This window comes from Microcoleus sp. B4-C1 (assembly GCF_036705285.1).
Classification (GTDB): Bacteria; Cyanobacteriota; Cyanobacteriia; order Cyanobacteriales; family Microcoleaceae; genus Microcoleus.
Genome location: NZ_JAUBUC010000086.1, coordinates 1 through 26,126, shown reverse-complemented (window position 1 = coordinate 26,126; position 26,126 = coordinate 1). Strand labels below are relative to the sequence as shown.

Genomic DNA, 26,126 nt, shown 5'->3' with positions numbered 1-26,126 from the left:
GTCCCGCCCGTCCTTTCTGGACGGGCGGGACGCCCATCCCACAACAGTCATGAAAAGTGGATTTTATTTAATTCTCACCCTTAGTCATTAGTCCCAGGGAAGAAGAAAAATGCTCCCCCTCTCCGACTCCTCCACTCGGATACTCTCCGACTCCCCCACCCAGACACCCGGACACTCTCCGACTCCCCACTCTCCGACTCCTCCTCTGGTATCCCCCGCGTGATCTCCGTCACAACAGTGCAAATACTTAGTCACACTCTGCGACTCCGGCTGTCACGAGTGGCCCGTCACAATGTCACACCTATTGAGCAATAGCCGTCACTGCTGATTCTGTGAAAACATTCGATACTTAGGCTTGAACCAATAAAATCCCGAAGTGTTATGGTACTAATTCGCGACCTCGCCCAGCAAGCTCTGGCTCTGGGCTATCTAACCCTTGAAGCCGAAAATCAACTGCGGCGGATGTTAACTACCACCCAGTATGACTTGGAAGACTTAAATGCTTTTATGGCTTTGCAACTAGCAGCTATGTCTGGAGGAGTGAAACAAGAGTCTCGCGAGCTAAAAAAGTTTGAAATCTTTGGCGAGACGGCTTCCGAAACTTCCTGTTAGTAATTAGTTGGCTTTTGATTAGTTAAAATTTAGTAAGGGACATTTTTACCGTGCAGGTTCGTGAAGTTGTAAAACAAGCTATTGCCGCTGGATATCTGAGTTTGGAAGCAGAAAATGAAATGCAGAAGATTTTTTCCTCAGCCAAGTGTGATTTGGAAGATTTGAATGCTTTTATGAGCTTGCAGTTAGCTGCGATGGCGGGTCGGGTGAGGCAAGAGTCTTTGGAATTGATAAAAATGCCAAATTTCCATGATAGGAATTAATTTGTTATTCAATCATCTGGGGATATAAATATTAAGCTTTATTTAAAATAAAGGGTGAAAGCATATAATTATTGGCTGATTTATATACTAATTAATTTAAAAAATATTGGTATTTTGCTTCAATGGGTGTTAAGCAAATTCACTAAAATTGAAATAAATATTAAAATGAAGATTTAAGTGGATAGTGAGGACTTCACTCATCAAAGGTCAGGCTGGATGACCAGACCTGTCAAGGCGTAGTCACAGTGTTTGTTTCGTACAAGTTTATCATTATTATTATTGAGATGTTATTTATGATTAATTATCTATCAAATCGAGAAGATTTATCGATCGCCCCAAGCAGAGATTTCCAGCTTTTTAGCCACTTTTTAGCCGTTGCATAATTGCGGGATGATTTTGATTGTTTTTTTGTGGAATGGACTCTCGTAAGCTGTTGCGGCATTTAAATTGTATGTCAAAAAAAATCAAAGTCTTGTGAGGTGGGCGTCCCGCCCGCCCTGAATATACAATTTAAATGCGCGACAGCTTAGCCCGAAAGCGTGTATTTTCACCGCAGGCGGAACACCCCACAATATATTAGTCTCAACTTAAGCTTTTAGTCCGCCAGTCCTCCCGCTCACCCGTCAGTCCGCCAGGGAATGAATTCCCTGTCGAGAGAGCAAAAGTCCTCTCAAAGAGGACTGAAGAACTCATTAGTCCTCATAGCGAGGACTTTCGCTTTGATGGAGACTCTTGTTGAAACCCGTGCTGGAATAAGGGTTTAACGTTAAGTTAACACCAATGCCCACAATAATCATCCTCAAATTGTGTAACGCTCCTTTTTCACCTTATTGACAGATATGGCTGGGATAATGGCAAACAATTTACGATCAATGATTAACTGGGGTTGGTATGAAACAGCTAATATTATTTTCCCTCCATCGACCGTAATAAAGTTAGTTCGTAGTGAGTAATTTAACCGTCATAAAACTAGCTCGTACTTCCTTCGTCACTACAAACGTTATAACGGTTATAATACCCGATTTTATATCATCACTGAGACTATTTCCTACGACTTCGACGCTCTAACTCTTTAATTACTCTCAGAACAAACAGCGACATTAAAGCGCCAATTAAGGCCAGTTGCCACAACCCGCATCCTGCAGCAGTTCCTAAAGCTGCTGACACCCAAATAGCGGCGGCAGATGTGAGCCCGTGAACTTCAACTTTGCCTATTTCATGTCGATTTTGCCGCAGGATTTCTCCGCCTCCCAAAAACCCAATCCCGGCAGCAACGCCTTGAATTACGCGCGCTACAGCATCTCCTCCGTTTTCATTTTTCCCCATTGCCAGCGGCATTAAAACAAACAGCGCACAACCCATACTAACTAGCATATGAGTTCTCAATCCCGCTGGTTTATTTCTGAGTTGGCGCTCCCATCCAATAATTCCGCCAACAAACATGGCTAGGCACAACCTTAAAAGTATGCCTAGCCAATTATCGGGAGACCACAAGTTAGCGATCGACAATGTTTTACTGCAAATAATTAATCCGAAGATTCCAATATTAGCGGAGTACGATGTCCGATCGCAATCTCACTGCCAAATCTTGTTCCGGGCGAATCACCAGCACGTCAACGCTGCGCCGCCCCAACAATACTCCAGCTAAAGCGCCGATCCCAACGCCTCCCAATACTTCTTCAGTCGCGATCGCTTTGTCGCCGGTAATGCCTGCGAGTGCAGCCGCCGCGGCTGCACCCAAGGCGGCACCTTGTGCTACTGAACCTGTGCCAGCACCTTTTTGGACTCTTTCAGTTCGGGTAATAATTCCCGAATAGCCATCAATCCGATAGCGTTGGCGGCGGCTGATAATTAACTCTCTGGCAACAAATTGAGTACCGATTTGATTGCCTCTTCTGACAGGTTGCAGTGCCCCGACTATCTGGCTGCCTCCGGGGATTAATACTCTGCCTTGAGGTGTGCGGATGTCTTGCGCTACTGTTAAAGTTAAAGGTGAAGTTTCTTCGCGGGTGACAACTATTTTGTCTTTTTCATACCTAACTGGAATTACACTGCCCGACGGAATTCGGATGCTATCAAATTGGGAAATTCTTTGTTGGGCTTCTGCGGGAGTAGCTACCACCAGCGGCGCGCTGGTTCCCACTGTAATGCCCAGTGCGAGGATTGCTGCTGTTGCTGAACGCCATTTTTGAGAAGTAATCATATAAATTGTCTCCTTGCTTCGGTTTTTGTTTACTTAGGAACGCACTACTGCTAAATTTGTTTCTGGTTTCGCATTCATCTGATGTTTTGATTATGGCAGGCTGGAATTCTACCAGTTGGGAAGATAAGGTTGATAATCAAGAAGTTTAAAATTTGGAAAAATCTAGAAAATCCGCAAGACAGGGGCGATCGGGAAGATAAGGAAGATAGTCAACAGTCAATCGATTTTAGATTTTAGATTTTAGATTTTAGATTAAAGAATTGAAGCATTGACCCCACCGATAAATACGTTCGGCAAGTTTCATCGGATACAGGTTTTTTATTTCTGGACGGATGAATCACGTGGCGGGTATCCTGGATGCGGGAATTGTCAACAGTCAACAGTCAACAGTCAACAATTAATTGTTGAGAGCGTTTAAGGCTAGCAATCCAGCACCGAAAGCTGGTTCGTATCGGGGCGAAATAACCTTAGCTTTTGGGGCGATCGCACTTATGGCTGCTTCAAACCGACCTCGGCAATTTGCCTCTCCACCCCACACACCTCCTACGATCACAATTTCAAATTCTTCTGTTTGGTTAAATAGCGCTGAAATGGCTATTTTGGTTGAATAGGTTAATTCTGCTACAGCATTATTGATAATGCAGTCAGCGACGCGATCGCCCTCTGCTGCGGCTTGTTGGACAATCGGCGCTAAAGCTGCAATTTCTTTGACTCCCCAACCGCGCCCGTAAACAACTTCTACCAATTCTTCTAGGTTATTGAGGCCTAAATGCTTTTGAAATTTTTCCGCAAGCACGGTAAAATCTTCGCGTCCGTCATAGAACTTCAAAGCAGCTTGCAAACCCTGAAGGGCGATGTTATACCCGCTGCCTTCATCGCCTAAAATATATCCCCAACCGCCGACTCGTTTAGTTTTTCCTTGACGGTTTTGCCCAAAAACAATCGAACCTGTTCCTGAAATAACGGCGATACCTACTGGATAACCTGTACCGCCAGCAAGTGCGATCGCGCAGTCGCTGCAAATTACTATATTCCTGGGCAGGAACGATCGGGTTACTGGTAAAGTATTCGTCAACTGCAAGTTCTGCACTACAAATTGCACTATTTCACGATCTTTTGGACGCCCGACGCCTGCTAGTCCCAGACCAATTGCTTCTATGTTGAGATTGCTATTCGTCTCGATTTTAGCGGACAGAACTGCTCGTTCGATCGCCAATTGGATGGATTGTTTTGCTGTCTCAATTCCCAGGGTTTGATAATTGGACGGCCCTGCTTCACCCCGTCCTAAAACAAGGTGGTTGTCATCCATTAAAAGGCAGATTGTTTTAGTGCCGCCGCCGTCGATGCCGAATACGTAGCTCATGAATAATTTAGAGAATAATAGAGCAACCCAGATTAACAGATATCTCTCTATTCTACGCTTTGTACAATCAGATTAAACTGAGATGTTGTACCATTGTCAATAAGCCTTTTATGAACAGGCTTTCCGGCCTGTTCCACAAGAAAATTAATCTCCTGTGGAACAGACCGGAAAGCCTGTTCTTCAGAATGGTGCAAGATGTGAGATTAAATCGACAGAGCAATGCTAATAATAATTAAACCTAATAATGCTAACCAAACCAGATGGCGCTGACACCAATTTTTGATTGATTGCAGCCCGTCGCCGCTGCTGTAAGGAATCGTCTGTGGCACAAGTGGCTCAGCTTGATTGTGATAAAGCGTGCATTCTTTGGCAAAAGGACGCTGCGGGTAGTTGCAAGTATCGTCTGCGTGATAAATACAGGTAGTACACAGAAATTCTTCGGGTTTCGATCGATAAAGGGGGATACCCGGATGACCGAAAGCTTTGAGGGGGATTTTGCAGTGTGGACAGGCCAGGGCTTGGGCGTCTACAGGTTGGTGACAGCGGGGGCAATCAGGCATAGACAGCAGGGTGATGGGGTAATGTGGTGGGTAGGCTCATTAGCGGGTTTTCCGAACGCCGAGAATGGGCGATCGCCTCGCCATCAGGCGGCTGGATGCTCCAAAATAGAAAGGTAGGTGTGCGCTGATGTAACTTTAAGTTTACAGATGGTTTCGCAGCGACTGCAGGCGACCTGAGCCGATCGGGTATGAAAGGGCAAACATTAGGAAAAATCTATGGATAACAATAGCAACTTACTCAAACAACTGGTAATGCTGGGCATTGGTACTACCTCTCTGGTGGCAGAGAAATTGCAGGAAGTCAGCGAGCAATGGGTCAAAGATGGCAAAATCAATCCTGAGCAAGCCAAAACCTTTGTCGATGACATGACGGAGCACATCAAGTCTGAACAGGGGAATTGGGAGACGCAGTTGCAGCGGCAACTACGGAATATGCTGCAAGATATGGGAGTCCCCCGACAGTCCGAAATGGATGAGTTGCGGGGAAGGCTCGATCGTTTGGAACGTCAGATGCGGGATTTAGAAAACCGTAACTGGCGCTGAGTTCGCTCCTCTTCTGCAAGCTTCGCTAACGCCCGCGAGAAGTTGGCTGCTATCTTGTGATAAGATTGTCACCCGAAGGCAGAAGGCTAAAAAAGGCACTTATGTAGAAGCCATTTATGTAGAATAACAAACATTTTGACTTCATACTTTTGCCTTTAAAATTATCTGATACCTGCCGTTTTTTGGTGGAAAAGTTCAGATAAAATTTGGTAGTTCTTGTTGTACTAGATGTCTTAGATATCTGAGATATCGCGGTTAAAAGTATTAGGAGGATTAATTTTGCGAGGAGTTCTAGTCAGCTTGGGAGTAATGCTGGTTTGCTTTTTGTTTTTGATAGTCGCTCAAATGGGCGGTTCTGGGTCCCAAGCAGTTGCAGCCGAATTGAACAATCTTTTACCAGAGACTGCTATTGAGAAGTTGTCAGCGCAGTCTTTGAATGAAAATAGCTTGCTAGTAGCTGATGCTACTTTACCGAAGGTACCAGCTACTATCGCTGGCAATAACATGACTGATAATACTGAGAAAACTGTTAATACTGAGAAAACTGTCACCACAGATTCAGGTCTGAAATATGTTGAATTGACAGAGGGTAAGGGGGCGACTCCAAAAACCGGGCAGACGGTTGTCGTACACTACACTGGAACTTTGGAGGATGGCACGAAGTTTGACAGTTCGCGCGATCGCAATTCACCTTTTCAGTTCAAAATTGGCGTGGGTCAAGTAATTAAGGGTTGGGATGAAGGTGTCGGTACGATGAAAGTTGGAGACCGGCGCAAGTTGATTATTCCCCCTGAACTCGGTTACGGCGCTCGCGGTGCGGGCGGGGTGATTCCTCCTAATGCTACGCTGATTTTTGATGTGGAATTGTTGAGAATCGGTGGCTAGGTAGCTCAATCTAATTCAACGTAAAACTTTTACGGTATTTAGAAACCCGGTTTTTTTTGAGAAACCGGGTTTTTGTGTATGTTCTGGTTGATTTACGATCGCTTCGGAGATGCCAGATTGCGAAAGCAGGTATATTGGGCGTCAAATAATAGTTTGATGATTCCTGTGGGCCCGTTTCTGTGTTTGGTAATAATTACTTCTGCAATTCCGCGATCGGGCGAATCAGGATTGTAATATTCATCGCGGTAGAGCATAATTACTAAATCTGCGTCTTGCTCAATGCTTCCACTTTCTCTCAAATCTGACATCATGGGCCGCTTGTTTGTCCTCGCTTCTACACCCCGACTCAACTGAGATAAGGCAATAATCGGCACGTTGAGTTCGCGGGCTAAACCTTTAAGACTTCTGGTAATTCGAGATAGTTCTTGCACACGGTTGTCGCTGGTACCTTCCATTAATTGCAGGTAATCTAGCAAGACTAATCCTAGGGTTCCGCCTTGTTCTGCTTGGAGGCGGCGGACTTTCGATCGTATTTCTGTGACGGTAATATTGGGAGTATCGTCAATAAATAGTGGTAGTTCTGATAAATTGCCAATGGCTGTACTGATTGGTTCCCATTCGTTTTGACTGATTCTACCCGATCGCAATCGGTTACTTTCTATTTTGGCTTCGCTGGACAGGATGCGCTGCACTAGCTGTTCTTTCGACATTTCTAAGCTGAAAACGGCAACCGGCAATTTCTGCTGTCCGGCGGCGATGTGGTGGGCGATGTTGGTACAGAAAGCAGTATTGTGAACGCAGATATCGTTAGCCACAAAATTGTGCGTCTCCGGGATAGTTAAGTCGTAAACTTGCTTGTTTCCCATCGGTTCGATGGAAACTATTTCATCCCAGTAAACCTCGCTATCTGCCAGTTGTTTCAGCCACAAATTATCTAAAGCCGTTGCTAAAACTAAAAATCTTTCCCTGGACAGCGCACGTCTACCAACGTGGATATTTGAATGACCTTTGATACCTGCGCGTTTTGCTAAGGATGCCCAAGATTCGTTGCCTTTTGCTAATGCTAGATATTCCCAAGCTTCCACTGGAATCAAATCGCGGTTATTGTGAGATTCTTTATTTTCTAATGCTTCTTTTACTTTGAATAAGGCTACCTCTTTGCCAAAAATGCCAATTTCTGATATGAAGGTTTTGATTGATTTTGCGTCAGTAATATCAATTTGCCAAGCTGGTCTGCGAGTATTTTTGTATTTGACAGAACGCTTTTTGAGGGCGGCAATGATGCCAAATCTCAGCAGTAGATGCTGGACGTGTCTGGCTAGTCCTTCGCTGACAGAACAGTAGCCTAGTTGAGATTGACCGCTGGTAAGCACGGTTGCCCAGCCGTCTGTTGAAAAGAGGCGGTTGAGAAAAAGGGCAACTTGCGATCGCTCCAATTTAAAAACTATTTCTGGTACTGTTTTCTGGTGAGCATTTTTGCCCATCAGACCTAATTCTTCTAACCAATGTCTCAGAGGATTTTTATGTTTTGTATTAATAGCATCCATTCCGGGCCCGGTTAGCTGTTTTGGTTCTACTTCTAAAATTTCACAGATCCGACTAAATAATTCTTGATTTGGGAAGGCAATTCCTTGTACCCAAGACCAGGCTAAAACAGGTGGAACTTCCAATTTTTGAGCGAATTCTGGAACAGACAAATTTCGTTTTTCAAGGAGTTTTTGTAGATTCCCACCAAAGAGCTCTATTTTCTCTGTGTAACCTTCTCGATCGCCCATGACATAATATTCTGGTGCGCGTTTCCCTTGCTCGCGGAATCGCAGCTTAAGACCTCCGAAGCTAGTAGCAGCTTCAGCAAAATCTTGTAGTATAGCAGTATTTCCATTTGTGAACTTCGGGGCGCTGCGTGTCAAACACCCATCCCCAATTAGATAAGCCAATAACTTAACTTCACAGGATCGGATGGTTTCTTTACCAAAAACATTCATCCTGCGGGGGACAGCAATTTTATCGCCTGCTTGTATTTGGGCCAACTGCCGCCATCCCTTAATTGTTAAAAATGGGTGTGTAATTGTAGTTTCTATAAAGCGTCCCAGTCTTGTTGTGACCCGAAATACAGGCTTAATTCCATCATCTATAAAAGCTGATGGTCTAGTTAGGTGAAATTGCCAATCTTCTCCTAATGTTAGGAATTCAGCTTGACGTTTTTGATAGATTTCTTCAAGGGTAACAAGGCTTCCATCGCTTTGTAGAATAACGGACTCATCTGTACAGCACTTTCCCATCGCCGGCCTAGCCGCAACGATGATTAAATCCGATCGCTGAAAGCCTCCTGTCATAGCATCTAAGTCATAGAAACCGCACGGAATACCGGGAAGTGTGAGGCCTTCATTGCGATTTTCTAGGTCTTGAAATGTTTGGTTTAGTGTTTCGCCGATCGATACTAAATCCTGTTGCGGGCGTTCTTGAGTTATGCTGAAAATTTCTTGTTCGGCGCGGTCTAAGACTGTTTCTAGTGGTGTTGCTGTCTCGTAACCTAATTGTACTATGTTGTTGCCAGCTTCGATTAATTTGCGGCGCTGATATTTGTCTTCAACTAAAACTGCATATTGGTCGATGTTGACTGCGGAAACTGTGCGATCGACTAATTGTGCTAATTTAGTTAGTCCTCCTACTTGCTCTAACTGGTTGCGGTCGGTTAGCGCAGTTGTTACCGTCATTAAATCGGTAGGTTGACCCTGTAAAAATAGCCCTAATGCCGATCGATAAATGACTTGATGAGCGCTGATGGCAAAAAACTCCGGTCGCAGAAGTTCGGCAATTCGGGAAATAGCTTCAGGGTCAATTAAAATTCCCCCCAAAATTGCTTCTTCTGCCTCTATATTTGTCGGCATCAAATCGCTCATTAGTCAATAGTTATTGGTTATTGGTTATTGGTTATTGGTTATTGGTTATTGGTTATTGGTTATGGGTTATTAGAAAAACAAATGACAATGCCCCATGCCCAATGCCCAATTCCCAATTCCCAATTCCCAATACCAAATTACATCGGAACAACTTGAATATCAACTTCGGCGGTAACTTCGGCGTGAAGTTTGATTTCAGCTTTGTATGTACCAGTTTGGCGAATTTCGGGTAGGGTGATGCCCCGCCGATCGACTTCTTGACTGGTAGAGTTGAAAATTAGTTCTGCTACTTCTTGGTTGGTAACAGTACCAAAAATCGCGTCAGCTTCGCCAACTTGCTTGGAAATGATGAAAGGCCCAGCCGATTCGAGGGCGGTTTTGCGGACTTCAGCTTGCTGCTTGAGCTCTAGCTGGCGCAGTCTTTCTTCTTCACGGCGGCGCTCTGCTTGCTTGAGAATGCCTGGAGTGGCTTTAAATCCCATGCCTTGGGGTACTAGGTAGTTGCGGGCGTAGCCTGGGGCTACTTCTACTACGTCGCCAGCTTTGCCGAGTTTGCTGACATCTTTATTTAAAACTAATTGAACGCGCTTGGCCATGATCGTGGGTTGTGGGGTTTTAACTGCAACTTTTTATAATAGCGAAGTTTTAGGGGCGATCGCAAGGGAGTTCGGCAACGGATTATGTAGCGGATGTAACGGATGTAACGGATTTAATGGATGGATGTTGAGATTCGAGGTTCGAGATTCGACGTTCGAGGGAAGAAACAGGGATAATATTTTTAAGGGGCAAATTCAGTTTGAAATTACGCAACACGGGGGTGCTGTAATGAGCCAAATCAACTACAGTGCAATGTCTTACCGAACACTCAGGCTTGATTTTCAAGGCGCTGGGCGACGATCGATCGCGCTACAGTAGCAACTAACTGGGTCGGATTGATCGGCTTGGCTAAGTGTTTGTCAAATCCGGCTTGCAAAATTTGGCGCTCGTTGGCTTCTCCAGCATAGGCCGTTAAGGCGATCGCCAACAACTGCCGATACTCAGGCGCAAGCTGAGTGCGGATGCGATGGATCAACATATATCCGTCCATCTGGGGCATTCCGATGTCGCTGACGAGCAAATCCGGTGCAGTTTGTTCGATCGACTCTAGCGCCTCAGCAGCAGATGACATGGAAATCACCTCTGCACCCGCTTCCTCAAGCACAAAAGCAACAAAATCTCGCGAGTCGAGTTCATCATCTACCACCAAAATTCTCAATCCAGCTAGTGGCAAGGATGAGAGATCGGGACTAGCAGCCCCATTGAGGGCTTCATCCTCCTGCCTTCTAGAATCATCATTTAATAGCGGTAATCTCACCGTAAACGTCGCTCCTTGACCTTCTCCTGCGCTTTCTGCAAACACCGTTCCGCCGTGAAGTTCGATCAGTTGGCGAACGATCGCCAATCCCAATCCCAAGCCGCCAAATTTGCGAGTTGTTGCGCCATCTTCTTGTCGGAAATGGTCAAAAACATAAGGCAAGAAATCGGGAAGAATACCTTTACCCGTGTCCGTAACTTTAATTTGAGCTTGGTGTTCGATTTGCCCTAATCGAACTTCTACTCGACCGCCTTCTGGCGTGAATTTCACAGCATTTGATAACAAATTCCACACAATTTGTTGCAAGCGACTTGTATCGCCGAGAACTTGCCCGACATCGGGATTTAAGATTGTTTGGATTTGAATTTTTTTAGCTTCCGCTGCTAATTGCACGGTTTCCACAGCAGATGGAATAATGGTTGCCAGATTCATCGGAGCAACATTCAATCTGAGTTTTCCTTGCAGAATCCGAGATACGTCAAGCAAGTCTTCGATTAATTGAGATTGCAGTCTGGCGTTGCGCTCAATTGTCTCAAAAGCTTTGGCACTTTGACTGGCGTTCAGCTTGCCGCCGACGAGCAGTTGCGACCAGCCTAAAATCGGATTCAGGGGCGATCGCAACTCGTGAGAAAGCACAGCCAGAAACTCATCTTTAATGCGGTTAGCTCGCTCGGCTTCCGTGCGGGCAGTTTGTTCTAATTGGAGAACTATATCACGGTCGGTTTCCACTTGTTTGCGTTCTGTAATGTCGATTACAGAGCCGATATAACCCTCAAATTGTCCGCTTTCGGAAAATCGGGGAGCCGCCGCATCGATCGCCCAAGAATATCCGCCATCCTTGCGCCCGACGCGATATTCAACGCTGTACCGTTCCTGGCGTTCCTTGGCGGTAAAAAATGCGTTCTTGACCTGTTCGCGGTCTTCTGGATGCAGCGCGTTTATCCAACCCAATCCTAAACCTGTTTCCTCAGTTTGACCTGTGAATTCATACCAGGTTTCGCTCAAGAAAGTGCAATAGCCTGTGGAGTCTGTTACCCATACCATAAAAGGAGCATTGTTAGCCATAGTGCGGAATCGTTCTTCGCTTTCTTGCAGCGCTGCTTCTGCTTGTTTCCGTTCTGTGATATCCCGACAGACAATCACTCCGCCTTTGATTTCGTTGCTAATATCAACTACCGGATAACCGCTGATACTGATCCAGCGACCTTCGGTATCTTGGCGACGGACAAATACCTCTACATCATTGACATATTCACCTTTTATTGCTCTGGCTAGAGGTAGTTCAGCGGCGGGGAAAAGGGTTTTTTGGTCTGCCAAAAATAGTCCGTAGGTGCTCGACCATTCCTCACAAGATTTTTCATTCGATAGCTGACCGAATACCCCCACTGCGGCTTGGTTAAACAACACAAACTCCCCTTGTTGGTTTGCCAAAATTAAACCATCGCCAATGCTGTCAATGATGACTTGCAGTAACTTAGTTTGTTCTTGCATGGCGACTTCGGCTCGTTTGCGATTTGTGATTTCGCTGGAGATGCCAATCAGGCCGATGACTTCTCCCGCCTGATTGCGGTATGGAGCTTTCATTACCAGAAATGTGCGAATGCCATCGTGAGATTCTTCGAGGACTTCTGTTTGTCCCGACTCCATAATCCGCCGATCGTTTTCCGTGACTGTGACTGCAAGTTCTGTTACTGGGTATAAATCGATATCGCGACCACCAATTACTTCAGAAGCAGATTTGCCCATTATTTCCAGCGTGGCTGGATTGGCATAAATAATCCGTCCTTCTCGATCTTTGACAAAAATGGGCGTGGGTGCTGACTCGTTAATTACGTTCAAAATCGCATTTTTTTGCCGCAGTTCTTCTTCCGTGCGTTTGCGATCGCTAATATCGCTCCAATAAACCGTAAGTCCTGCGGCCGCAGGATAGGCGCTCACTTCTATATACATCTGGATCGACGGGGAGAACTCTTCAAACTTGACAGAAACTTGTTCGGAAACAACTCGATGAAATTCTTGATATGCCCTTGAATTGGATTCTTTCTCGGCGGGGAATACCTCCCAGATCGATCGACCTAGCAAGTCGTTTCTCGATCGAGAAAGCAGTTTTTCTGCTGTGGCATTAACGTAGGTATAGCGCCATTGTGAATCGATCACCATAAAGGCATCAGTAATACTTTCTAGAATATTGCTGACTTGCTGGGAGGCCGCTTGTACCGCGAGTTCAGCGTTTTTGCGCTCGGTGATGATTTCGCAAAAAATCATGATGCCGCCAATCTCATTGGTGTTGGTTCGCCAAGGGTGAATTTCCCAGCGCACCCAGTCGATGGAGCCATCAGGGCGGGTAAACCGATCTTCAGGGCAGGTTTCGACTGCTCCCGCCAGACAGCGCTCGTGGATTTGTTTCCAACGATCGGGCAAATTGGGAAAGATGTCGTAGTGCGATCGGCCCACAATGTTTTGAGTACCGATCCCGTAACTTGATAGCCAGCGGTCGCTCACCAGCATATACCGCATCTGGCGGTCAAACATCGCCACCCCCGCAGGCGAATGTTTGACGAACAGTCGCAGTTGCTCTTCCTGTTGCCGCAGGAGATTCTCCGATTGTTTGCGATCGCTAATGTCTTTGAAAAGTACGGCGACTTTGCGGCTGTGCGGCTCAGGAGTGCGGAACGCCGAAACCTCAAACCAGCGGTTCATGGCTTCCGAGCCGTGTTCAAAGCGCAATGGTTCCCCCGTGAGCGCGACTTTGCCGTACATCTCAAACCAATAATTTTCGTGATTTGGAAGGAGCTGTCGCACCGTTTTACCTGTAGCTTGTTCGAGTCCGGTTTGTTTCACAAAAGCAGGATTGACTTCCAAAAAGCGGTAATCGATCGGCTTTTCGTCGGCGTCAAACAGCATTTCGATGATGCAAAAACCTTCGTCTAGGGACTCAAACAAAGTGCGATAGCGTTCCTCAGAGCGGTGCAAAGCAGCAAGAGCTTGTTTGCGATCGCTAATATCCATAAACGCCGCCACACAGCCGCGAACTGCGCCCTCTTCGTCAAATAACGGCACCGCATTCACCAACCAATCAAAGGCTACCCCGTCCTCGCGCACCATTTGAATTTCCACATCTCGCACTTGGACGCCGGAAGCCGCAGCTAGTTGCATTGGGAGTTGTTCTCCTGGAATTTCTTCTCCGTTGCGGAATCGTCTAAACGGAAGGGTTGCGGCTTGCTCTCCGGTTCCAGAAACATTGGTATCCGGCGGCACTATCAACATCGACTGGGCAAATCGGTTAGCGCGAATTACTTTACACTGTGGGTCGCGGGCGATCGTAATGCCAACGGGTACAGCATCAAGTATCGATTCCAGTTCATTGACTCGTCGCTCTAGTTCTTGGTTGAGCCGTTCAATTTCTTTTTTAGTAGCTTTGCGATCGGTAATTTCTAGCACCGTCACATTCACGCCCAAAACGCGATCGTCCTCGGCCCTGAGTGGATAGACACTCAACAGCCAATCGCGATCGACTCCCGGCTGTGCTGAGTTCGTCCTGCTAAGTTCGAGCTGTTGAAGTGGAACTTTAGTTTCAATAACTTGTCGGTAAAGTGGCTCTAAATCATCTGCCATTTCTGGCAAGATTTCGCGCAATGTTTTGCCGATGTGGGCGGCGGCTGGAACTCCGTTTATTTCTGCTAGCCGATCGTTGATGCGGACAAACCGCAACTCGGTATCGAGGAAGCAAAGTCCGATCGGCGCACTAGCATAAATCGCCTCGATTTCTGTTAGTTGTTGCGGCGAAGTTTGTGCTTGTTTAATTGAATCAGCCCGATCCGCTTTCTGCTCGGTGACATCTTGAAAATAAACGGCAAGTCCCGATGGGATGAGATAAGCTCGTACCGCATACCAAGCATTGAGTGGCGGATCAAAAAATTCAAAACTCACCGTAATTTGTTCCCGAACAGGCAAGATGCCTGTTCCACAAGAAGAAAATTCATCTTTTGTGAAACGGGCATCTTGCCCGTTCTTGAGAATGGTGCAAGATGCGATCTCAAACAAACTGCCCACTGATTCGGGAAACTCTTCCCAAATGCTGTTGCCAATCAAATCTTTCGAGGGTCGATTCAGCCACCGCGCCGCTTGCGAATTGAGGTAGGTAAATCGCCAGTCTCGATCCAAAGCAAAGAACCCGTCCGAAATACTTTCGAGGGTGTCTGACAGTTGGGCCGCGGGCGCGTTACAGACTGGTTCGGGTTGAGGCTGAGCGATAGGAGTGAAGGTTGTTACTACCGCATAGGGAGTCGATCGATCTCCCTGAAATAAAGGTTGAGAATTGAGCGTCAACCAAATCAATTCTCCCTGTGGCCGCTCAAAGCCCATGATGACATTTGAGGATGGTTGCCCGGTTTGCAGCGCCACCATCGCCGGATGCGTCTCGCCGGGAAAATCCGAGCCATCTTCACGCAGAGTCTGCCAGCGACTGTTGATTGAAGTGCATAAGAGCATCTGTTCTGCTGTCATCCCCAACAGCTCCTGGGCGTGACAATTGCACCCCTGAATGCTACCATCTGCCAATTGCAGAACCATCCCTACATCAGTTGGCAAAGGCGCGGCTGGGTAGAACGCTTTGTTAGAATCCGTTGAAACAGAGGGGTCGATTTTTGCTTGGGGTTCAGTATTGCGTGGGTTTTGCATCGGTTTCTAACAACGCTTATTTTACTTTGGGCAAAGCAAATCGCGAGCAATAATAGGGAAATAACCAGAGGAACTTTTGACTTGAGCAGGGTGACACTTCAAACCTAAGATGGATGTCGATCGTTCTGCGGTAATAATATCGATATCTAGACAATTTATTTTATCGTAGAGTCCCACGTCTGAACCATTTGCGGGATTCGGCAGAGGCGACGGGGAATTTTCTGGCTGTTTCAAATGCCAGGTTAGTCCGTCTCATCAGTTTTCCGTGTTGCTGCATATTACCCATTGCTGTTGCTGGTTTTCGCGCGAACAGATGGCACTTGCACACAGATAAATAAGTAGATTAAGCTGGAAAATAAATAAGCCCTCTCTTGCAGCGAGTGAAACGAAGCAATCGCTCTGGTTACGCCCGCGTTACCTTCTGTTACATTGTGGTAAACTTTATTTGCGCCTACCTACTTAAAAACCCGGTTTCTTTGCGTAAACCAGATGGTAAATTTAGGCAAGGTTCTGTTCGTCTCAACGGTAAACGGGCGATCGTATTTACCCAATACAGGGCAGCCTGCTTCCTCCCGTGCCGACGTTTGTGTCAAGTTTGACCGCGCGCCTTTTACCTTTGTTAATTTCACAAACTTAATCCTATGCACATATTCACCGCCGGCGATCGCAACTATATTCTGGGGTTGGCAGCACTTCTTAAGTCTATAGATTTGAATGTTAGTAAATCGGGACAGGAGCAGGTAAAAATTAGCATTGTATCTACCGGCATAGCTCCACAGCAAAAGGAACAGTTACAGAATTGCTGCAAATACCAGATTGAATGGCAAGAATTGCAATCTAGTTACGACCAACTTCTTTCTCTGTCAGGTTCTAAACTTGCTTACGTTAAATTGCAGCCTGAAAAATATACCAAGGAAACAGAAAGGCTGATTTGGCTCGACAGCGACACGATCGTTCTGGGAAGTTTAGAGCCACTGTGGAACCTCGATCTTCAAACAATGCCGATAGCAGCCGCACCCAATGTCTGGGGAAATACGAACAATTCTCAAGATCGAAACCCTTATTTCAATACGGGTGTTTTAGTTTACAACATGAAGCTTTGGGAGGAAGAGCAACTGTCCGAAAAGTTGATGGAAAACGCTCGATTAAACCTTTGGGGGGATCACGATCAGGGTGCATTAAATTCTGTTTTAGCGGGAAGGTGGAAGCAATTAGACCAAATCTGGAACAACCACAAGACTGATGATATGTCAAGTAAAGTGATGCACTTTATGTCAAGACCGAAACCGTGGGAAAGCTCAACCCCCAATCAATTATGGCTCGATATGTTGTCTCAGACACCGTTTAAGGACGAAGTGGAAAAAATTCCCAAGAATTTTAATTGGCTGTCGAGATTTAAGATAAAATACAGAGCATTTGGCCAGTGGTTGAGGGAACCGACAACCAAGTTTAAGAGTTACCTGAAGAAACAAAAACGTTAAGGTCAATCAATTTTAGATTTTAGATTTTAGATTTTAGAATTGAAGCATTGACTTGCGCGAGATGAATCACGTGGCGGGTATCCTGGATGCGAGGGGGTCAAAATTGGTCTTTCATGCCGCGCAATCGAGCGAAGGTTTGCACTGGATCGGAGGTGTTGGTGGCTGATTGGAGGTTGGGAAAATCCCAGCGCAAAAATGGGTTTGTGCTTTTTTCGATGCCGATCGATGATGGTATTGTAGGTTGCGATCGACTGCGCGCTTCCTTGACTTGGGCGAAGCGCTGCTGTAAATCGGGATTGTCGCCATCCACACTCAAGGCAAATTGCAGGTTGTTCAGCGTGTATTCGTGGGCGCACCAGACTCTCGTACTATCGGGCAAGTTTCGCAGTTGCCGCAGAGAGGCTAACATTTGGGCGGGAGTGCCTTCTTTGAGCCTGCCGCAGCCGCCGGCAAATAAGGTGTCGCCGCAAAACAATTCGCCGGTTTCGCTGGGGTTGCTGGGGGGGAAATAGTAGGCGATGTGAGCTTTTGTGTGGCCGGGTAGGAAGAAGACTTCGGCGGTTCTGTTGGCGAAAGAAACTCGATCGCCCGCTTGTAAAAACACTTGCTGTCCGGGTATTCTGCCTCTATCTTCTGCGCCACCATAAACTTTAATTTGGGGAAAGCGATCGATCAGTTCCTGATTGCCGCCTACGTGGTCGCTGTGGTGGTGGGTAATGAAAATTGCGGTTAATTCGGCTCCGAGCGATCGCAGTTGCTCTAATACTGGCTGCGATCGTGCTGGATCGACGACTGCTGCGGTGTGGCGATCGGGGTCGTGCAGCAAGAAAATGTAATTGTCGGACAGTACCGGAAGCCGATAAACCTGCATAGAAAAGTGCCTCTCTCGGAAAAATATTATATAATTAAGTTACTCTGAACGCTATCCGAAGGCTGATTGCAGATTTATTAAGTCCGCATATCTATCTTGGGAAGTAAACCTGGAAGTAAAACTCTAATACGTTATTTATGCTGTTGAGCAAATTGATTTGCGGTCGAGTACGCACCATTTTTGGGTCATGAACTGCAATCGGCTTTAACTATTTTAGCATACAAGCGATCGAATAAATGCGAACATCTCACAACAAATCAAACTTAACAATTTCTCAAAAAGTCGATCGGATTGTAGCCTCTGGGAAGATCACTCGCAGGGAACACTTAGTTTTGACTTCGGCTATCCTGTCAGATGATAAAATTTCAGAAGAGGATCGACATCAAATCAATCGGATATTTGATTATATCCAAATTGGTCGCCTCAAGTTTATCGATTGAAAACAAAGACTTGCACAGTCAGCATCTATCTGGAGTATAAAAAGCGTTTTTTAGGAGTGCGATCGTCCCGTCGGGCACAGCAAAGCCTATATATTTCGCTTGAATTCTCCGGCTCACGCGGAGTGTGAAAGCGTCAGATGTGGAAGTCTCAAATTAACAAGGCTCTTGGCAATCCCAGCTACAAAAACAGGCAGAATAAAATGAGTGCAGAAAAACCAACTATTTTGGTGACGGGCGGAGCTGGATATATTGGCTCTCACGCAGTATTAGCGCTGAAAAACGCCGGTTATGGTGTGGTGATTTTGGATAATTTAGTTTACGGTCACAGAGATTTAGTAGATCAGGCTTTGCAGGTGGAGTTAGTAGTTGGCGATACGAACGATCGCACTCTTCTCGATAACTTGTTTGCTACGCACAAGATTGATGCGGTAATGCACTTTTCGGCTTACGCTTACGTGGGCGAATCTGTTACCGACCCAGCTAAATATTATCGCAACAATGTCATCGGCACTATTACGCTTTTGGAAGCAATGATCGCTGCTGACGTGAAGAAATTTGTGTTTTCTTCTACTTGCGCGACTTACGGTGTACCGCAGAAAATCCCGCTCACAGAAGACCACCCACAAAACCCGATCAATCCCTACGGTGCTACTAAGTTAATGGTAGAACGGATTTTGTCGGATTTTGACGCTGCGTATGATTTCAAGTCTGTTTGTTTCCGCTATTTTAACGCGGCTGGGGCTGACCCGAACGGGTTGTTAGGAGAGGATCACAATCCAGAAACTCACCTGATCCCGCTGGTGTTGTTCGCGGCTTTGGGTAAACGAGATTCGATCGCGATTTTTGGCACGGATTACGATACTCCTGACGGTACTTGCATCCGGGATTACATTCACGTTAACGATTTGGCATCTGCTCACATTTTAGGATTAGAATATTTGCTAAATGGTGGCAAATCTGATTTCTTTAATTTGGGCAATGGGGGCGGGTTTTCGGTGAAAGAGGTGATAGAAACGGCTCGCCAAGTGACGGGAAAAGAGATTAAGGCTGTTGAGTGCGATCGGCGTCCAGGAGACCCGCCTGCTTTAGTTGGTAGCAGCAAAAAGGCGATCGAAACATTGGGTTGGTCTCCAGAGTATCCCGACATTAAGAACATTATCTCCCATGCTTGGCAGTGGCACCAAAAACGCCACAACTCTTAGTCTGTAGCGTGCTTATGTCGCACCTTACCATTACAGCAAAGTTTGATTGAATTCTTGTGGGGAGTAGGGGTTGGGCGTCCCGCCCGCCCCAAAAATACAATATGCTAATAATATCTGCTAAATCGGGACAACTCGGCAACCGACTGCTGCTTTTTGCTAATTTCATTGCTTGGGCGATCGAGCATAATTTGACTGTTCTCAATCCGGCTTTTGACGAATATGCAGGATTCTTTGTGGGAACCGCAGGGGATTTTTTGTGTTGTTATCCTCCTCCATATTTTACCGCACCAGGCAACAAGTTTGTCAGAAGTAAATATTATAATTTTATTAAGTATTTAAGCAACAAAAAAATATTAAAAACGCAAGAAATAACCCGAAAAGAACCTTTTAGTTGGCTAAAATATCAGGATATCGAACAAATCAAGCACGGTTCAATTGTTTGTTTTCAAGGCTGGCTGTTTCGAGATGGCTGGTTTGTAGAAGATATCCCCAAGTTACACAAGTACGCCGACCCGATTAGAGCATACTTTGCACCATTAGAGCGATATAGAATCAATGTAGAGCGTTTGATATTGAATTTAAAAAATAACTCGGATCTGCTCGTTGGAATTCACATCCGTCAAGGAGATTATGCTCAGCATCAACAGGGGAGATACTTTTACAAAAATGAGCAATATTTAGAAGTCATGAATTCTGTGGTAAGGCTATTTGAAGGAAAAAAAATCAAGTTTTTGATTTGTTCTAATCTTTCGCAAAATCCGAGTTTATTTGAGAGTTTTAACTGTGGATTTGGCAGCAGTCATTTAATTGAAGATATGTATGCTTTGGCTGAATGCGACTATGTTGTCGGGCCGCCTAGCAGTTATACTATGTGGGCTTCTTTTTATGGAGATAAACCTCTTTATATGATCCGCAATGTCAATAAAACAATTAACCTGAAAGATTTTGTACATTTTTATGAATGGCAAGGAATTTTTCACGAACGAGATGACTGGAGTGAGAGCTTTTGGGAGTGGACACACTGAGGGGAATAAGTAAATCAATAAGTAAATTAATGAATTCAAATAAATTAGCAGTTAAGGGATTTATCACTATTTTAACCGGTCTTTACTCTTTCCAGGATTGCGTTCATTTTCTGGCGTCTGTTAGGAAGTTTCACCGGGAACCAATTATTATTTTAATAGATAGAGTTCCTCAATTTTTATATCCTTTACTTCAGGTGTTTGGAAATGTCATATTGAAACCTGCACCCTCTAATGAAAATCCTGTTTTGGCGTCGCGGCTAGCTAAGCTGGCTTTGTACGGGGAATCTCTGTTTGAGAAAACTATTTATATGGATTGTGATATTTGTTTGCTGTCGCCAATAGATGAGGTGTTTGATTTTCTTGATGGGGTGGATTTGTTGGTGACGGAAGATGTGCAGCCTGCGATTGCTAAAGCGGCAAATTTATTAAGAGTTAAGCAGGATATTCTGTCAACTTTGCAGTCTGTCGGGTTGCCGCTAAATGAAAATAGCATTCAATACAATGGCGGATTTATCGCTTTTACGAAAAGTAGTAAAACTCACGAATTGTTCACAAACTTTAAGAAATATTTCGATATGGTAGTTGCCCATCAAAATGTGCTACTGTTGAAAGACCAGGGCGCTTTTGCGGCGGCTGTTGAATCGGTGAAACCGAAAATGACAACTTTGTCCCCGGTTTACAACTACTTGGATAAGTGGAAAGATGTTTATACGATCGACAAACCGATTAAAGTAATGCACTGCACTTATCCTTACCGCCCTCAGTACGCAAAGAACGTGACGCGATCGCTCTTTACTAGAATAGTCGATCGCACAGCTAAAATATTTTTACCAAATCAACTTAACAATCCCTGGCGTTTAAAATAATTAAAGTTTGTTGGCAAACTGCATCAAAAGCAACAAAGTTTTGCCCAAACAAAAAAAATTAGCCTCAACATATCCGAAAATTTACCTAGAAGAATTATTGCTGGCTTGAATAACAGTCTTGGGTTCATTATTGTGTTTTTTTTACCAAAAGACGCGTTGCTGCCCTTTGCCCTGGTTAAAAACCCGGTTGCTTTGGTCGGGAGTGCGTGAGTCCCCATCGCCTTGACAAAAGCTCGGTTAAGCAGGAAAATTAAACAAATGTTTTAAACAAAATACTCAGTGAAAGTTTCATTAGTAGTGAGCGATTTGTCAGGAGGAGGTGCAATTCGTGCTTTTTTATTAGCTCAAGTCTTGATAGAGCTTAAATGTGATGTAGAAGTTGTGGGATTTCAGTTTGGCACGGAATTGTATGCTACTCCTCCCAGAGATATCCCGGTATGTGCGATACCGGGGAAAAATTATCCGGGGTTTTTAAGGGATGCTCAAAAACTTTGGAAAAAAATAGATGGGGATATTATTTATGCAGTTAAACCTAAACCTACAAGCTTTGGATTATCACTGCTAAAAAAACTGGCGACTCGCCACTCTATAATTTTAGATATAGACGACTGGGAAATGAGCTGGTACGGCGGAGATGAATGGAAATACCGTCCATCTTTCAAACAACTTTATCGAGATATTTTTAAACATAACGGTCAATTGAGAGAACCAGATCATCCCCTCTATCTCAAGTGGATGGAAGGTCTCATTCACCGTGCGGATGCAGTCACCGTTGATACTGAGTTTTTACAAGAGCGTTTTGGTGGTGTATATTTGCCTAATGGTAAGGATACTGCAATGTTCGACCCTGCTAAATACAATCCTGAATTGAGCAGACAGCGTTACGGCTTGTCCGGGTATAGAGTTCTGATGTTTCCGGGGGCACCGCGACCTCACAAAGGTGTTGAGGATGTTTTGATGGCCCTCGAACAGTTAAATGAGCCCGATTTAAAATTAGCGATCGTCGGTGGGAGTCCTTATGATGATTATGATGATAAACTTGTGAAACAATGGGGGCGTTGGATTATTAAACTGCCAAGGTTTCCGGTGGAGACAATGCCGTCGGTTGTAGCGGCGGCTCATGTTGTCGTTGTTCCTCAGCGAGAAACTCTCACAGCCGTGGCTCAGTTTCCGCTCAAGCTGACAGATGGTATGGCAATGGCTAAGCCTGTTTTATCTACGCGAGTGGGGGATATTCCAGCAATTTTAGGAGGAACGGGTTATTTAGTCGATCCGAGTTCTCCCGCTCAAATTTCACAAAAAATTCAATGGATATTTCAACATTTGACAGCGGCTAATTTACAAGGAATGAAAGCTCGGGAAAGATGTGTGAAAAAATATAGTATTCAAGCAATGAAACCGATACTTTCAGATATAATCGCAGGTATGTAAATGTTATTTTAAACCGACTCACGGGAGGAAGAAAAACTGGCTGTTATTAAAGAATATTTTGAGATGCCGTACTGTTTAGCTGGGAATGCTTCATGTCTGCCAATAAGCTACTCCTAAAATTTGCCAGACGATATCCCGGCAGGATTCTCTTAACTGTGATGCTGGGCTTTTCTGGCGCTTTATTCAACGGTATCAGCACTACTCTGATTGTACCAGTGCTTTTAAGTTTTTTAGATCACGCTATCGAGCTGCGCGGCGCTCCATCTCTAATTAAAACTTTGATGTATCCCTTTGAGGGAATGCCCGAAAATCAGCGTTTAATGTTGATGACCGGGGCGGTTGTGCTGGCAATTTTTTTTAAAAATGTTGCGAGTTATATCAATACTTTAGTAGCTACTTCTTTGACGCGATCTTTGACTTTTGATTTACGAGAAGCAGGTTTGCGGTTGTTGTTAGAAGTAGATTTAGATTTTTACTCTAAAACTAAAGTCGGCGATTTAATTAATAGATTGGGCGGAGAGATTGGTCGGACTGCTAGTGCAGTTGGTACGGCCATCGGAATGTTTACTACGTCAATCACGGTTTTGGTGTTTGTGGGCCTGCTACTTTCTATTTCGTGGAAACTGACGGTGACAGCTACAGTTTTGCTGGCGTTAGTTGCTTGGGCAAATCAATATATTATTAACCGTTCCAAGCATTTTGGCCACCTGCTTTCTGAAATGTCGAAAGATTATTCGGTTAGGGTGCTGGAAACCATTACGGGGATTCGGCTGGTCAAGTCAACTGGGAACGAGGAAAGGGAGTATCAGCGGATCAAGTATTTAATTCAAAGGCGAGAACAAGCGGATTTTCAGGCTCAGGTAAATTATGCGGCGATCGCCCCAATTAACGAAGTTGTTAATTTGATAGTTATAATTTTGATTGTATTTATAGGTCGCACCATATTTGCGAATGAGATAGAGTCTATTGCTACAATTTTATTAACCTACTTATTGGTACTTTTTAGGTTAATTCCTTTAATTTCACAGTTGAATAGCGGGCGCAGTCAATTTGCTAATACGTCGGCTAGTGTAGAGGTGGTTAATGATTTTTTGAGCTGCGAGGACAAGCCATTTATGCTGAACGGTTCTGTGCCTTACACTCATTTGCGATCGGGAATTCATTTTAATAAAATATCTTTTAGTTATCCTAACCACAAAAATTTAGTTTTGCAAGGAATTGATTTATTTCTACCTCACGGCACTACTTTGGCTTTGGTAGGAACTTCGGGTTCTGGCAAGTCAACTTTGGCAGATTTACTGCCGAGATTTTACGATCCTACTGAAGGTCATATCTCGATCGATGGCAGGGATTTGCGCGAATTTGAGCTGAAAAGTCTCAGACAAGCGATGGGTATTGTTAGCCAAGATACGTTTTTGTTTAATGCTTCAGTGCGCGAAAATATTGCTTACGCTAGGCCTCAAGCGACTGAGGAAGAAATTGTGGAAGCGGCGAAGGGAGCGAATGCTTATGAGTTTATCCAACTGTTGCCGGAGGGGTTGGATACTCAAATTGGCGATCGGGGCGTGATTTTATCGGGAGGGCAGCGTCAGAGAATTTCAATTGCTAGAGCCCTGCTGCAAAACCCGGAAATCTTAATTTTAGATGAGGCAACGAGTTCGCTGGATACGGTTTCGGAAAGGTACGTGCAAGCGGCGATCGAGAAATTGAGTTGCGATCGCACAACGTTGGTAATCGCCCACCGCCTCTCCACAGTCCAAAAAGCCAACAAAATCGCCGTGATCGATCGCGGACAAGTAGTAGAAATGGGCTCCCACGAAGAATTGCTAGCAAAAGGAGGATACTACACTCGCTTGTATTCAGTGCAATTTGCCGAAGAAACCGCTCGCGATGAAGCTCTAATTAGAGGTTCTTACGAAATTCGCACTCGCCTGACTCCCATGATAGCTTACCTCAAAATGCTAGTAGATGAAATGGTAGACTCTCCCGAAGAAAGAGACGAGTTAATCAGAGAATCATTTCACTCTGCTGCCAATATTTTCACTACTTTAGAATTTATAGAAAATACTATTAAGCGTCAGGCTGTTAAAAAGTAGTCATTAGTCATTAGTCATTAGTCAACAGTCAACAATTACTAATTACCACTTACTAACTACCAATTACCATGTCCAAATATTATGTATTTTTTACCAGAAATACCTTGCCACAACCCAATGTAGCGAGCTTAGTTCAAGTTGCCCACTCTGCCAATGCCGCAGCAAACCTCGGTTATCCAGCAGTTTTGGTATACCTCCGCAAAGGCTGGAGTGCTTTGAATCCGGTTGATTTGCTTTTTCCTTTTCAACCCAGGAAACCAGATAACAAACTTGCCAAAATCTACAATATTCAAGATAAATTAAAAGTAGCAGATTTACCGATGCCGTGGCCGATCGACCTTTGGGACAGCAAGTGGACGAGTTCCAGTACAATAGTATCAAAATACTACTTACCGATTCACCTGCTTAAATCCACTAAAATTGTCCACACCCGCGACTGGAACTTTGTCAAAGCAGCAATTAAAAACGGAATTCCCGCTATCTATGAACAGCATCACCATGAAAACAAGCAATTTGAATCAGAAATTGTCCGCAATCCTCTGTTTCAAATTTCCGTAACTGTTGCCCATACTGTCCGAGACAGCATGATTAAGAATGGAATGCCGCCGGAAAAAGTAATTACACTGCACAACGGTTTTAACCATTTGTTTCTCGCGAGACAAACAGAAGCAGCCCAGAATTGGCGACACCAATTATTAGAAGATGACAGACAGCATTTAGCAGTTTATGCAGGGGGACTTTACCCGTTTAAAGGTGTTGATATGTTGGTGGATGTGGCTAAGGAATTGCCACTGGTTCAATTTGCGATCGCGGGCGGTGATTCATCCCAAGTAACAGCCTACCAGCAATTAGCCAAATCCAAGCAAGTTAACAACATTAAATTTCTCGGCTACCTGCCGCAAAATCAACTAGCTAGCTTGCTGCAAGCAGCCGATGTTTTGACTCACCCGCACTGTTTGACAGAGGCCGCGACGTTCACATCTCCTTTAAAATTCTTTGATTACATGGCATCGGGAACCCCGATTGTAGCGACGGAGATTGCATCTTTAATGGAATTTAAATCGGGAAATATAGCAGCAACTTGGTGCGAACCGGATAACCCGCACCAGTTCGCGCAAAGCATTCGAGATTGTTTAACCAAATATCCGAGGAAAACCGAAGGTTATGCAGAAACGATGGATTTTGTCAAGCAATTCTCGTGGGAAAATAGGATACAGAAAATTATGGGTTATGTAGATGAGCAAGTGCGATATCCGATAATTCAAAATTCCGTAGATACTGTCTTGAACTGTCAAGGGGTAGCGAGTAAATAATTGGGGTCGAAAGGCTTTTGGGACTTTAAAATTCC

The 26,126-nt window shown here is 44.8% G+C and carries 20 protein-coding genes; 12 read left to right on the top strand and 8 right to left on the bottom strand.

What is annotated here, in order from left to right; genetic code table 11:
- Positions 1-381 precede the first annotated feature (381 nt).
- Positions 382-612 carry a hypothetical protein gene (locus QUB26_RS25575; protein ID WP_242723336.1) on the top strand — a complete coding sequence of 77 codons (231 nt, stop codon included), beginning with the start codon at positions 382-384 and terminating at the stop codon, positions 610-612.
- A 50-nt stretch (positions 613-662) separates the two neighbouring features.
- A complete protein-coding gene (locus QUB26_RS25570; RefSeq protein ID WP_333240060.1) occupies positions 663-875 on the top strand; it encodes a hypothetical protein in 213 nt (70 codons plus the stop codon).
- A 1,041-nt stretch (positions 876-1,916) separates the two neighbouring features.
- Here the strand turns inward: QUB26_RS25570 and QUB26_RS25565 are convergent.
- From QUB26_RS25565 to QUB26_RS25550, 4 genes are all read right to left on the bottom strand, one after another.
- Positions 1,917-2,318, bottom strand: coding sequence for an MgtC/SapB family protein (locus QUB26_RS25565; protein ID WP_333240058.1), 402 nt, complete (start codon positions 2,316-2,318; stop codon positions 1,917-1,919).
- A gap of 103 nt (positions 2,319-2,421) precedes the next feature.
- Positions 2,422-3,078, bottom strand: a complete 657-nt coding sequence (locus QUB26_RS25560) for a hypothetical protein (protein ID WP_333053838.1) — start codon at positions 3,076-3,078, stop codon at positions 2,422-2,424.
- A 397-nt stretch (positions 3,079-3,475) separates the two neighbouring features.
- A complete protein-coding gene (locus tag QUB26_RS25555; RefSeq protein WP_333320267.1) occupies positions 3,476-4,441 on the bottom strand; it encodes a BadF/BadG/BcrA/BcrD ATPase family protein in 966 nt (321 codons plus the stop codon).
- A 203-nt stretch (positions 4,442-4,644) separates the two neighbouring features.
- Positions 4,645-5,001, bottom strand: coding sequence for a zinc ribbon domain-containing protein (locus tag QUB26_RS25550; protein WP_333240054.1), 357 nt, complete (start codon positions 4,999-5,001; stop codon positions 4,645-4,647).
- A 216-nt stretch (positions 5,002-5,217) separates the two neighbouring features.
- Between QUB26_RS25550 and QUB26_RS25545 the strand changes: the two genes are divergently transcribed.
- A complete protein-coding gene (locus tag QUB26_RS25545) occupies positions 5,218-5,544 on the top strand; it encodes a phasin family protein (RefSeq protein WP_333053835.1) in 327 nt (108 codons plus the stop codon).
- Between the two features lie 279 nt (positions 5,545-5,823).
- Entirely contained in the window at positions 5,824-6,429 is a 606-nt protein-coding gene (locus tag QUB26_RS25540) for an FKBP-type peptidyl-prolyl cis-trans isomerase (RefSeq protein ID WP_333053834.1), read from the top strand.
- Positions 6,430-6,521: 92 nt separating this feature from the next.
- Here the strand turns inward: QUB26_RS25540 and dnaB are convergent, their stop codons facing one another.
- From dnaB to QUB26_RS25525, 3 genes are all read right to left on the bottom strand, one after another.
- Positions 6,522-9,332 (bottom strand): replicative DNA helicase, encoded by a 2,811-nt coding sequence (gene dnaB, locus QUB26_RS25535; RefSeq protein ID WP_333240052.1) that lies wholly within the window; start codon positions 9,330-9,332, stop codon positions 6,522-6,524.
- Positions 9,333-9,469: 137 nt separating this feature from the next.
- Positions 9,470-9,928 (bottom strand): 50S ribosomal protein L9, encoded by a 459-nt coding sequence (gene rplI, locus QUB26_RS25530; protein ID WP_333053831.1) that lies wholly within the window; start codon positions 9,926-9,928, stop codon positions 9,470-9,472.
- 269 nt (positions 9,929-10,197) lie between these two features.
- Positions 10,198-15,366 carry a PAS domain-containing protein gene (locus QUB26_RS25525; RefSeq protein ID WP_333320265.1) on the bottom strand — a complete coding sequence of 1,723 codons (5,169 nt, stop codon included), beginning with the start codon at positions 15,364-15,366 and terminating at the stop codon, positions 10,198-10,200.
- Positions 15,367-16,007: 641 nt separating this feature from the next.
- On the opposite strand from QUB26_RS25525, the gene QUB26_RS25520 reads away from it, so the two are divergent.
- A complete protein-coding gene (locus QUB26_RS25520) occupies positions 16,008-16,847 on the top strand; it encodes a glycosyltransferase (RefSeq protein WP_333240048.1) in 840 nt (279 codons plus the stop codon).
- A 97-nt stretch (positions 16,848-16,944) separates the two neighbouring features.
- Here the strand turns inward: QUB26_RS25520 and gloB are convergent, their stop codons facing one another.
- The gene (gene gloB / locus QUB26_RS25515) at positions 16,945-17,718 is read right to left on the bottom strand and encodes a hydroxyacylglutathione hydrolase (RefSeq protein WP_333240046.1); all 774 of its coding nucleotides are present in this window, start codon (positions 17,716-17,718) and stop codon (positions 16,945-16,947) included.
- Between the two features lie 236 nt (positions 17,719-17,954).
- On the opposite strand from gloB, the gene QUB26_RS25510 reads away from it, so the two are divergent.
- From QUB26_RS25510 to QUB26_RS25480, 7 genes are all read left to right on the top strand, one after another.
- Positions 17,955-18,158 (top strand): hypothetical protein, encoded by a 204-nt coding sequence (locus tag QUB26_RS25510; protein ID WP_190659093.1) that lies wholly within the window; start codon positions 17,955-17,957, stop codon positions 18,156-18,158.
- A gap of 200 nt (positions 18,159-18,358) precedes the next feature.
- Positions 18,359-19,360 (top strand): UDP-glucose 4-epimerase GalE, encoded by a 1,002-nt coding sequence (gene galE, locus QUB26_RS25505; protein ID WP_333240044.1) that lies wholly within the window; start codon positions 18,359-18,361, stop codon positions 19,358-19,360.
- Between the two features lie 101 nt (positions 19,361-19,461).
- Positions 19,462-20,385: an alpha-1,2-fucosyltransferase gene (locus QUB26_RS25500; protein WP_333240042.1), complete on the top strand. Its 924-nt coding sequence runs from the start codon at positions 19,462-19,464 to the stop codon at positions 20,383-20,385.
- A gap of 29 nt (positions 20,386-20,414) precedes the next feature.
- Positions 20,415-21,251: a hypothetical protein gene (locus tag QUB26_RS25495; protein ID WP_333240040.1), complete on the top strand. Its 837-nt coding sequence runs from the start codon at positions 20,415-20,417 to the stop codon at positions 21,249-21,251.
- 279 nt (positions 21,252-21,530) lie between these two features.
- Positions 21,531-22,682: a glycosyltransferase family 4 protein gene (locus tag QUB26_RS25490; protein ID WP_333240038.1), complete on the top strand. Its 1,152-nt coding sequence runs from the start codon at positions 21,531-21,533 to the stop codon at positions 22,680-22,682.
- A 92-nt stretch (positions 22,683-22,774) separates the two neighbouring features.
- A complete protein-coding gene (locus tag QUB26_RS25485; protein WP_333240036.1) occupies positions 22,775-24,778 on the top strand; it encodes an ABC transporter ATP-binding protein in 2,004 nt (667 codons plus the stop codon).
- Positions 24,779-24,846: 68 nt separating this feature from the next.
- Positions 24,847-26,091: a glycosyltransferase family 4 protein gene (locus QUB26_RS25480; RefSeq protein ID WP_333240034.1), complete on the top strand. Its 1,245-nt coding sequence runs from the start codon at positions 24,847-24,849 to the stop codon at positions 26,089-26,091.
- The last annotated feature ends 35 nt before the right edge of the window (positions 26,092-26,126 follow it).

Coding starts and splice junctions, on each gene's coding strand:
- QUB26_RS25555 (WP_333320267.1), bottom strand. CDS start 4,441: ATGAGCTACGTATTCGGCATCGACGGCGGCGGCACTAAAACAATCTGC.
- QUB26_RS25495 (WP_333240040.1), top strand. CDS start 20,415: ATGAATTCAAATAAATTAGCAGTTAAGGGATTTATCACTATTTTAACC.
- QUB26_RS25510 (WP_190659093.1), top strand. CDS start 17,955: ATGCGAACATCTCACAACAAATCAAACTTAACAATTTCTCAAAAAGTC.
- QUB26_RS25550 (WP_333240054.1), bottom strand. CDS start 5,001: ATGCCTGATTGCCCCCGCTGTCACCAACCTGTAGACGCCCAAGCCCTG.
- QUB26_RS25565 (WP_333240058.1), bottom strand. CDS start 2,318: ATGTTTGTTGGCGGAATTATTGGATGGGAGCGCCAACTCAGAAATAAA.
- dnaB (WP_333240052.1), bottom strand. CDS start 9,332: ATGAGCGATTTGATGCCGACAAATATAGAGGCAGAAGAAGCAATTTTG.
- QUB26_RS25525 (WP_333320265.1), bottom strand. CDS start 15,366: ATGCAAAACCCACGCAATACTGAACCCCAAGCAAAAATCGACCCCTCT.
- gloB (WP_333240046.1), bottom strand. CDS start 17,718: ATGCAGGTTTATCGGCTTCCGGTACTGTCCGACAATTACATTTTCTTG.
- QUB26_RS25500 (WP_333240042.1), top strand. CDS start 19,462: ATGCTAATAATATCTGCTAAATCGGGACAACTCGGCAACCGACTGCTG.
- QUB26_RS25520 (WP_333240048.1), top strand. CDS start 16,008: ATGCACATATTCACCGCCGGCGATCGCAACTATATTCTGGGGTTGGCA.
- QUB26_RS25480 (WP_333240034.1), top strand. CDS start 24,847: ATGTCCAAATATTATGTATTTTTTACCAGAAATACCTTGCCACAACCC.
- QUB26_RS25560 (WP_333053838.1), bottom strand. CDS start 3,078: ATGATTACTTCTCAAAAATGGCGTTCAGCAACAGCAGCAATCCTCGCA.
- rplI (WP_333053831.1), bottom strand. CDS start 9,928: ATGGCCAAGCGCGTTCAATTAGTTTTAAATAAAGATGTCAGCAAACTC.
- QUB26_RS25485 (WP_333240036.1), top strand. CDS start 22,775: ATGTCTGCCAATAAGCTACTCCTAAAATTTGCCAGACGATATCCCGGC.
- QUB26_RS25545 (WP_333053835.1), top strand. CDS start 5,218: ATGGATAACAATAGCAACTTACTCAAACAACTGGTAATGCTGGGCATT.
- QUB26_RS25575 (WP_242723336.1), top strand. CDS start 382: ATGGTACTAATTCGCGACCTCGCCCAGCAAGCTCTGGCTCTGGGCTAT.
- galE (WP_333240044.1), top strand. CDS start 18,359: ATGAGTGCAGAAAAACCAACTATTTTGGTGACGGGCGGAGCTGGATAT.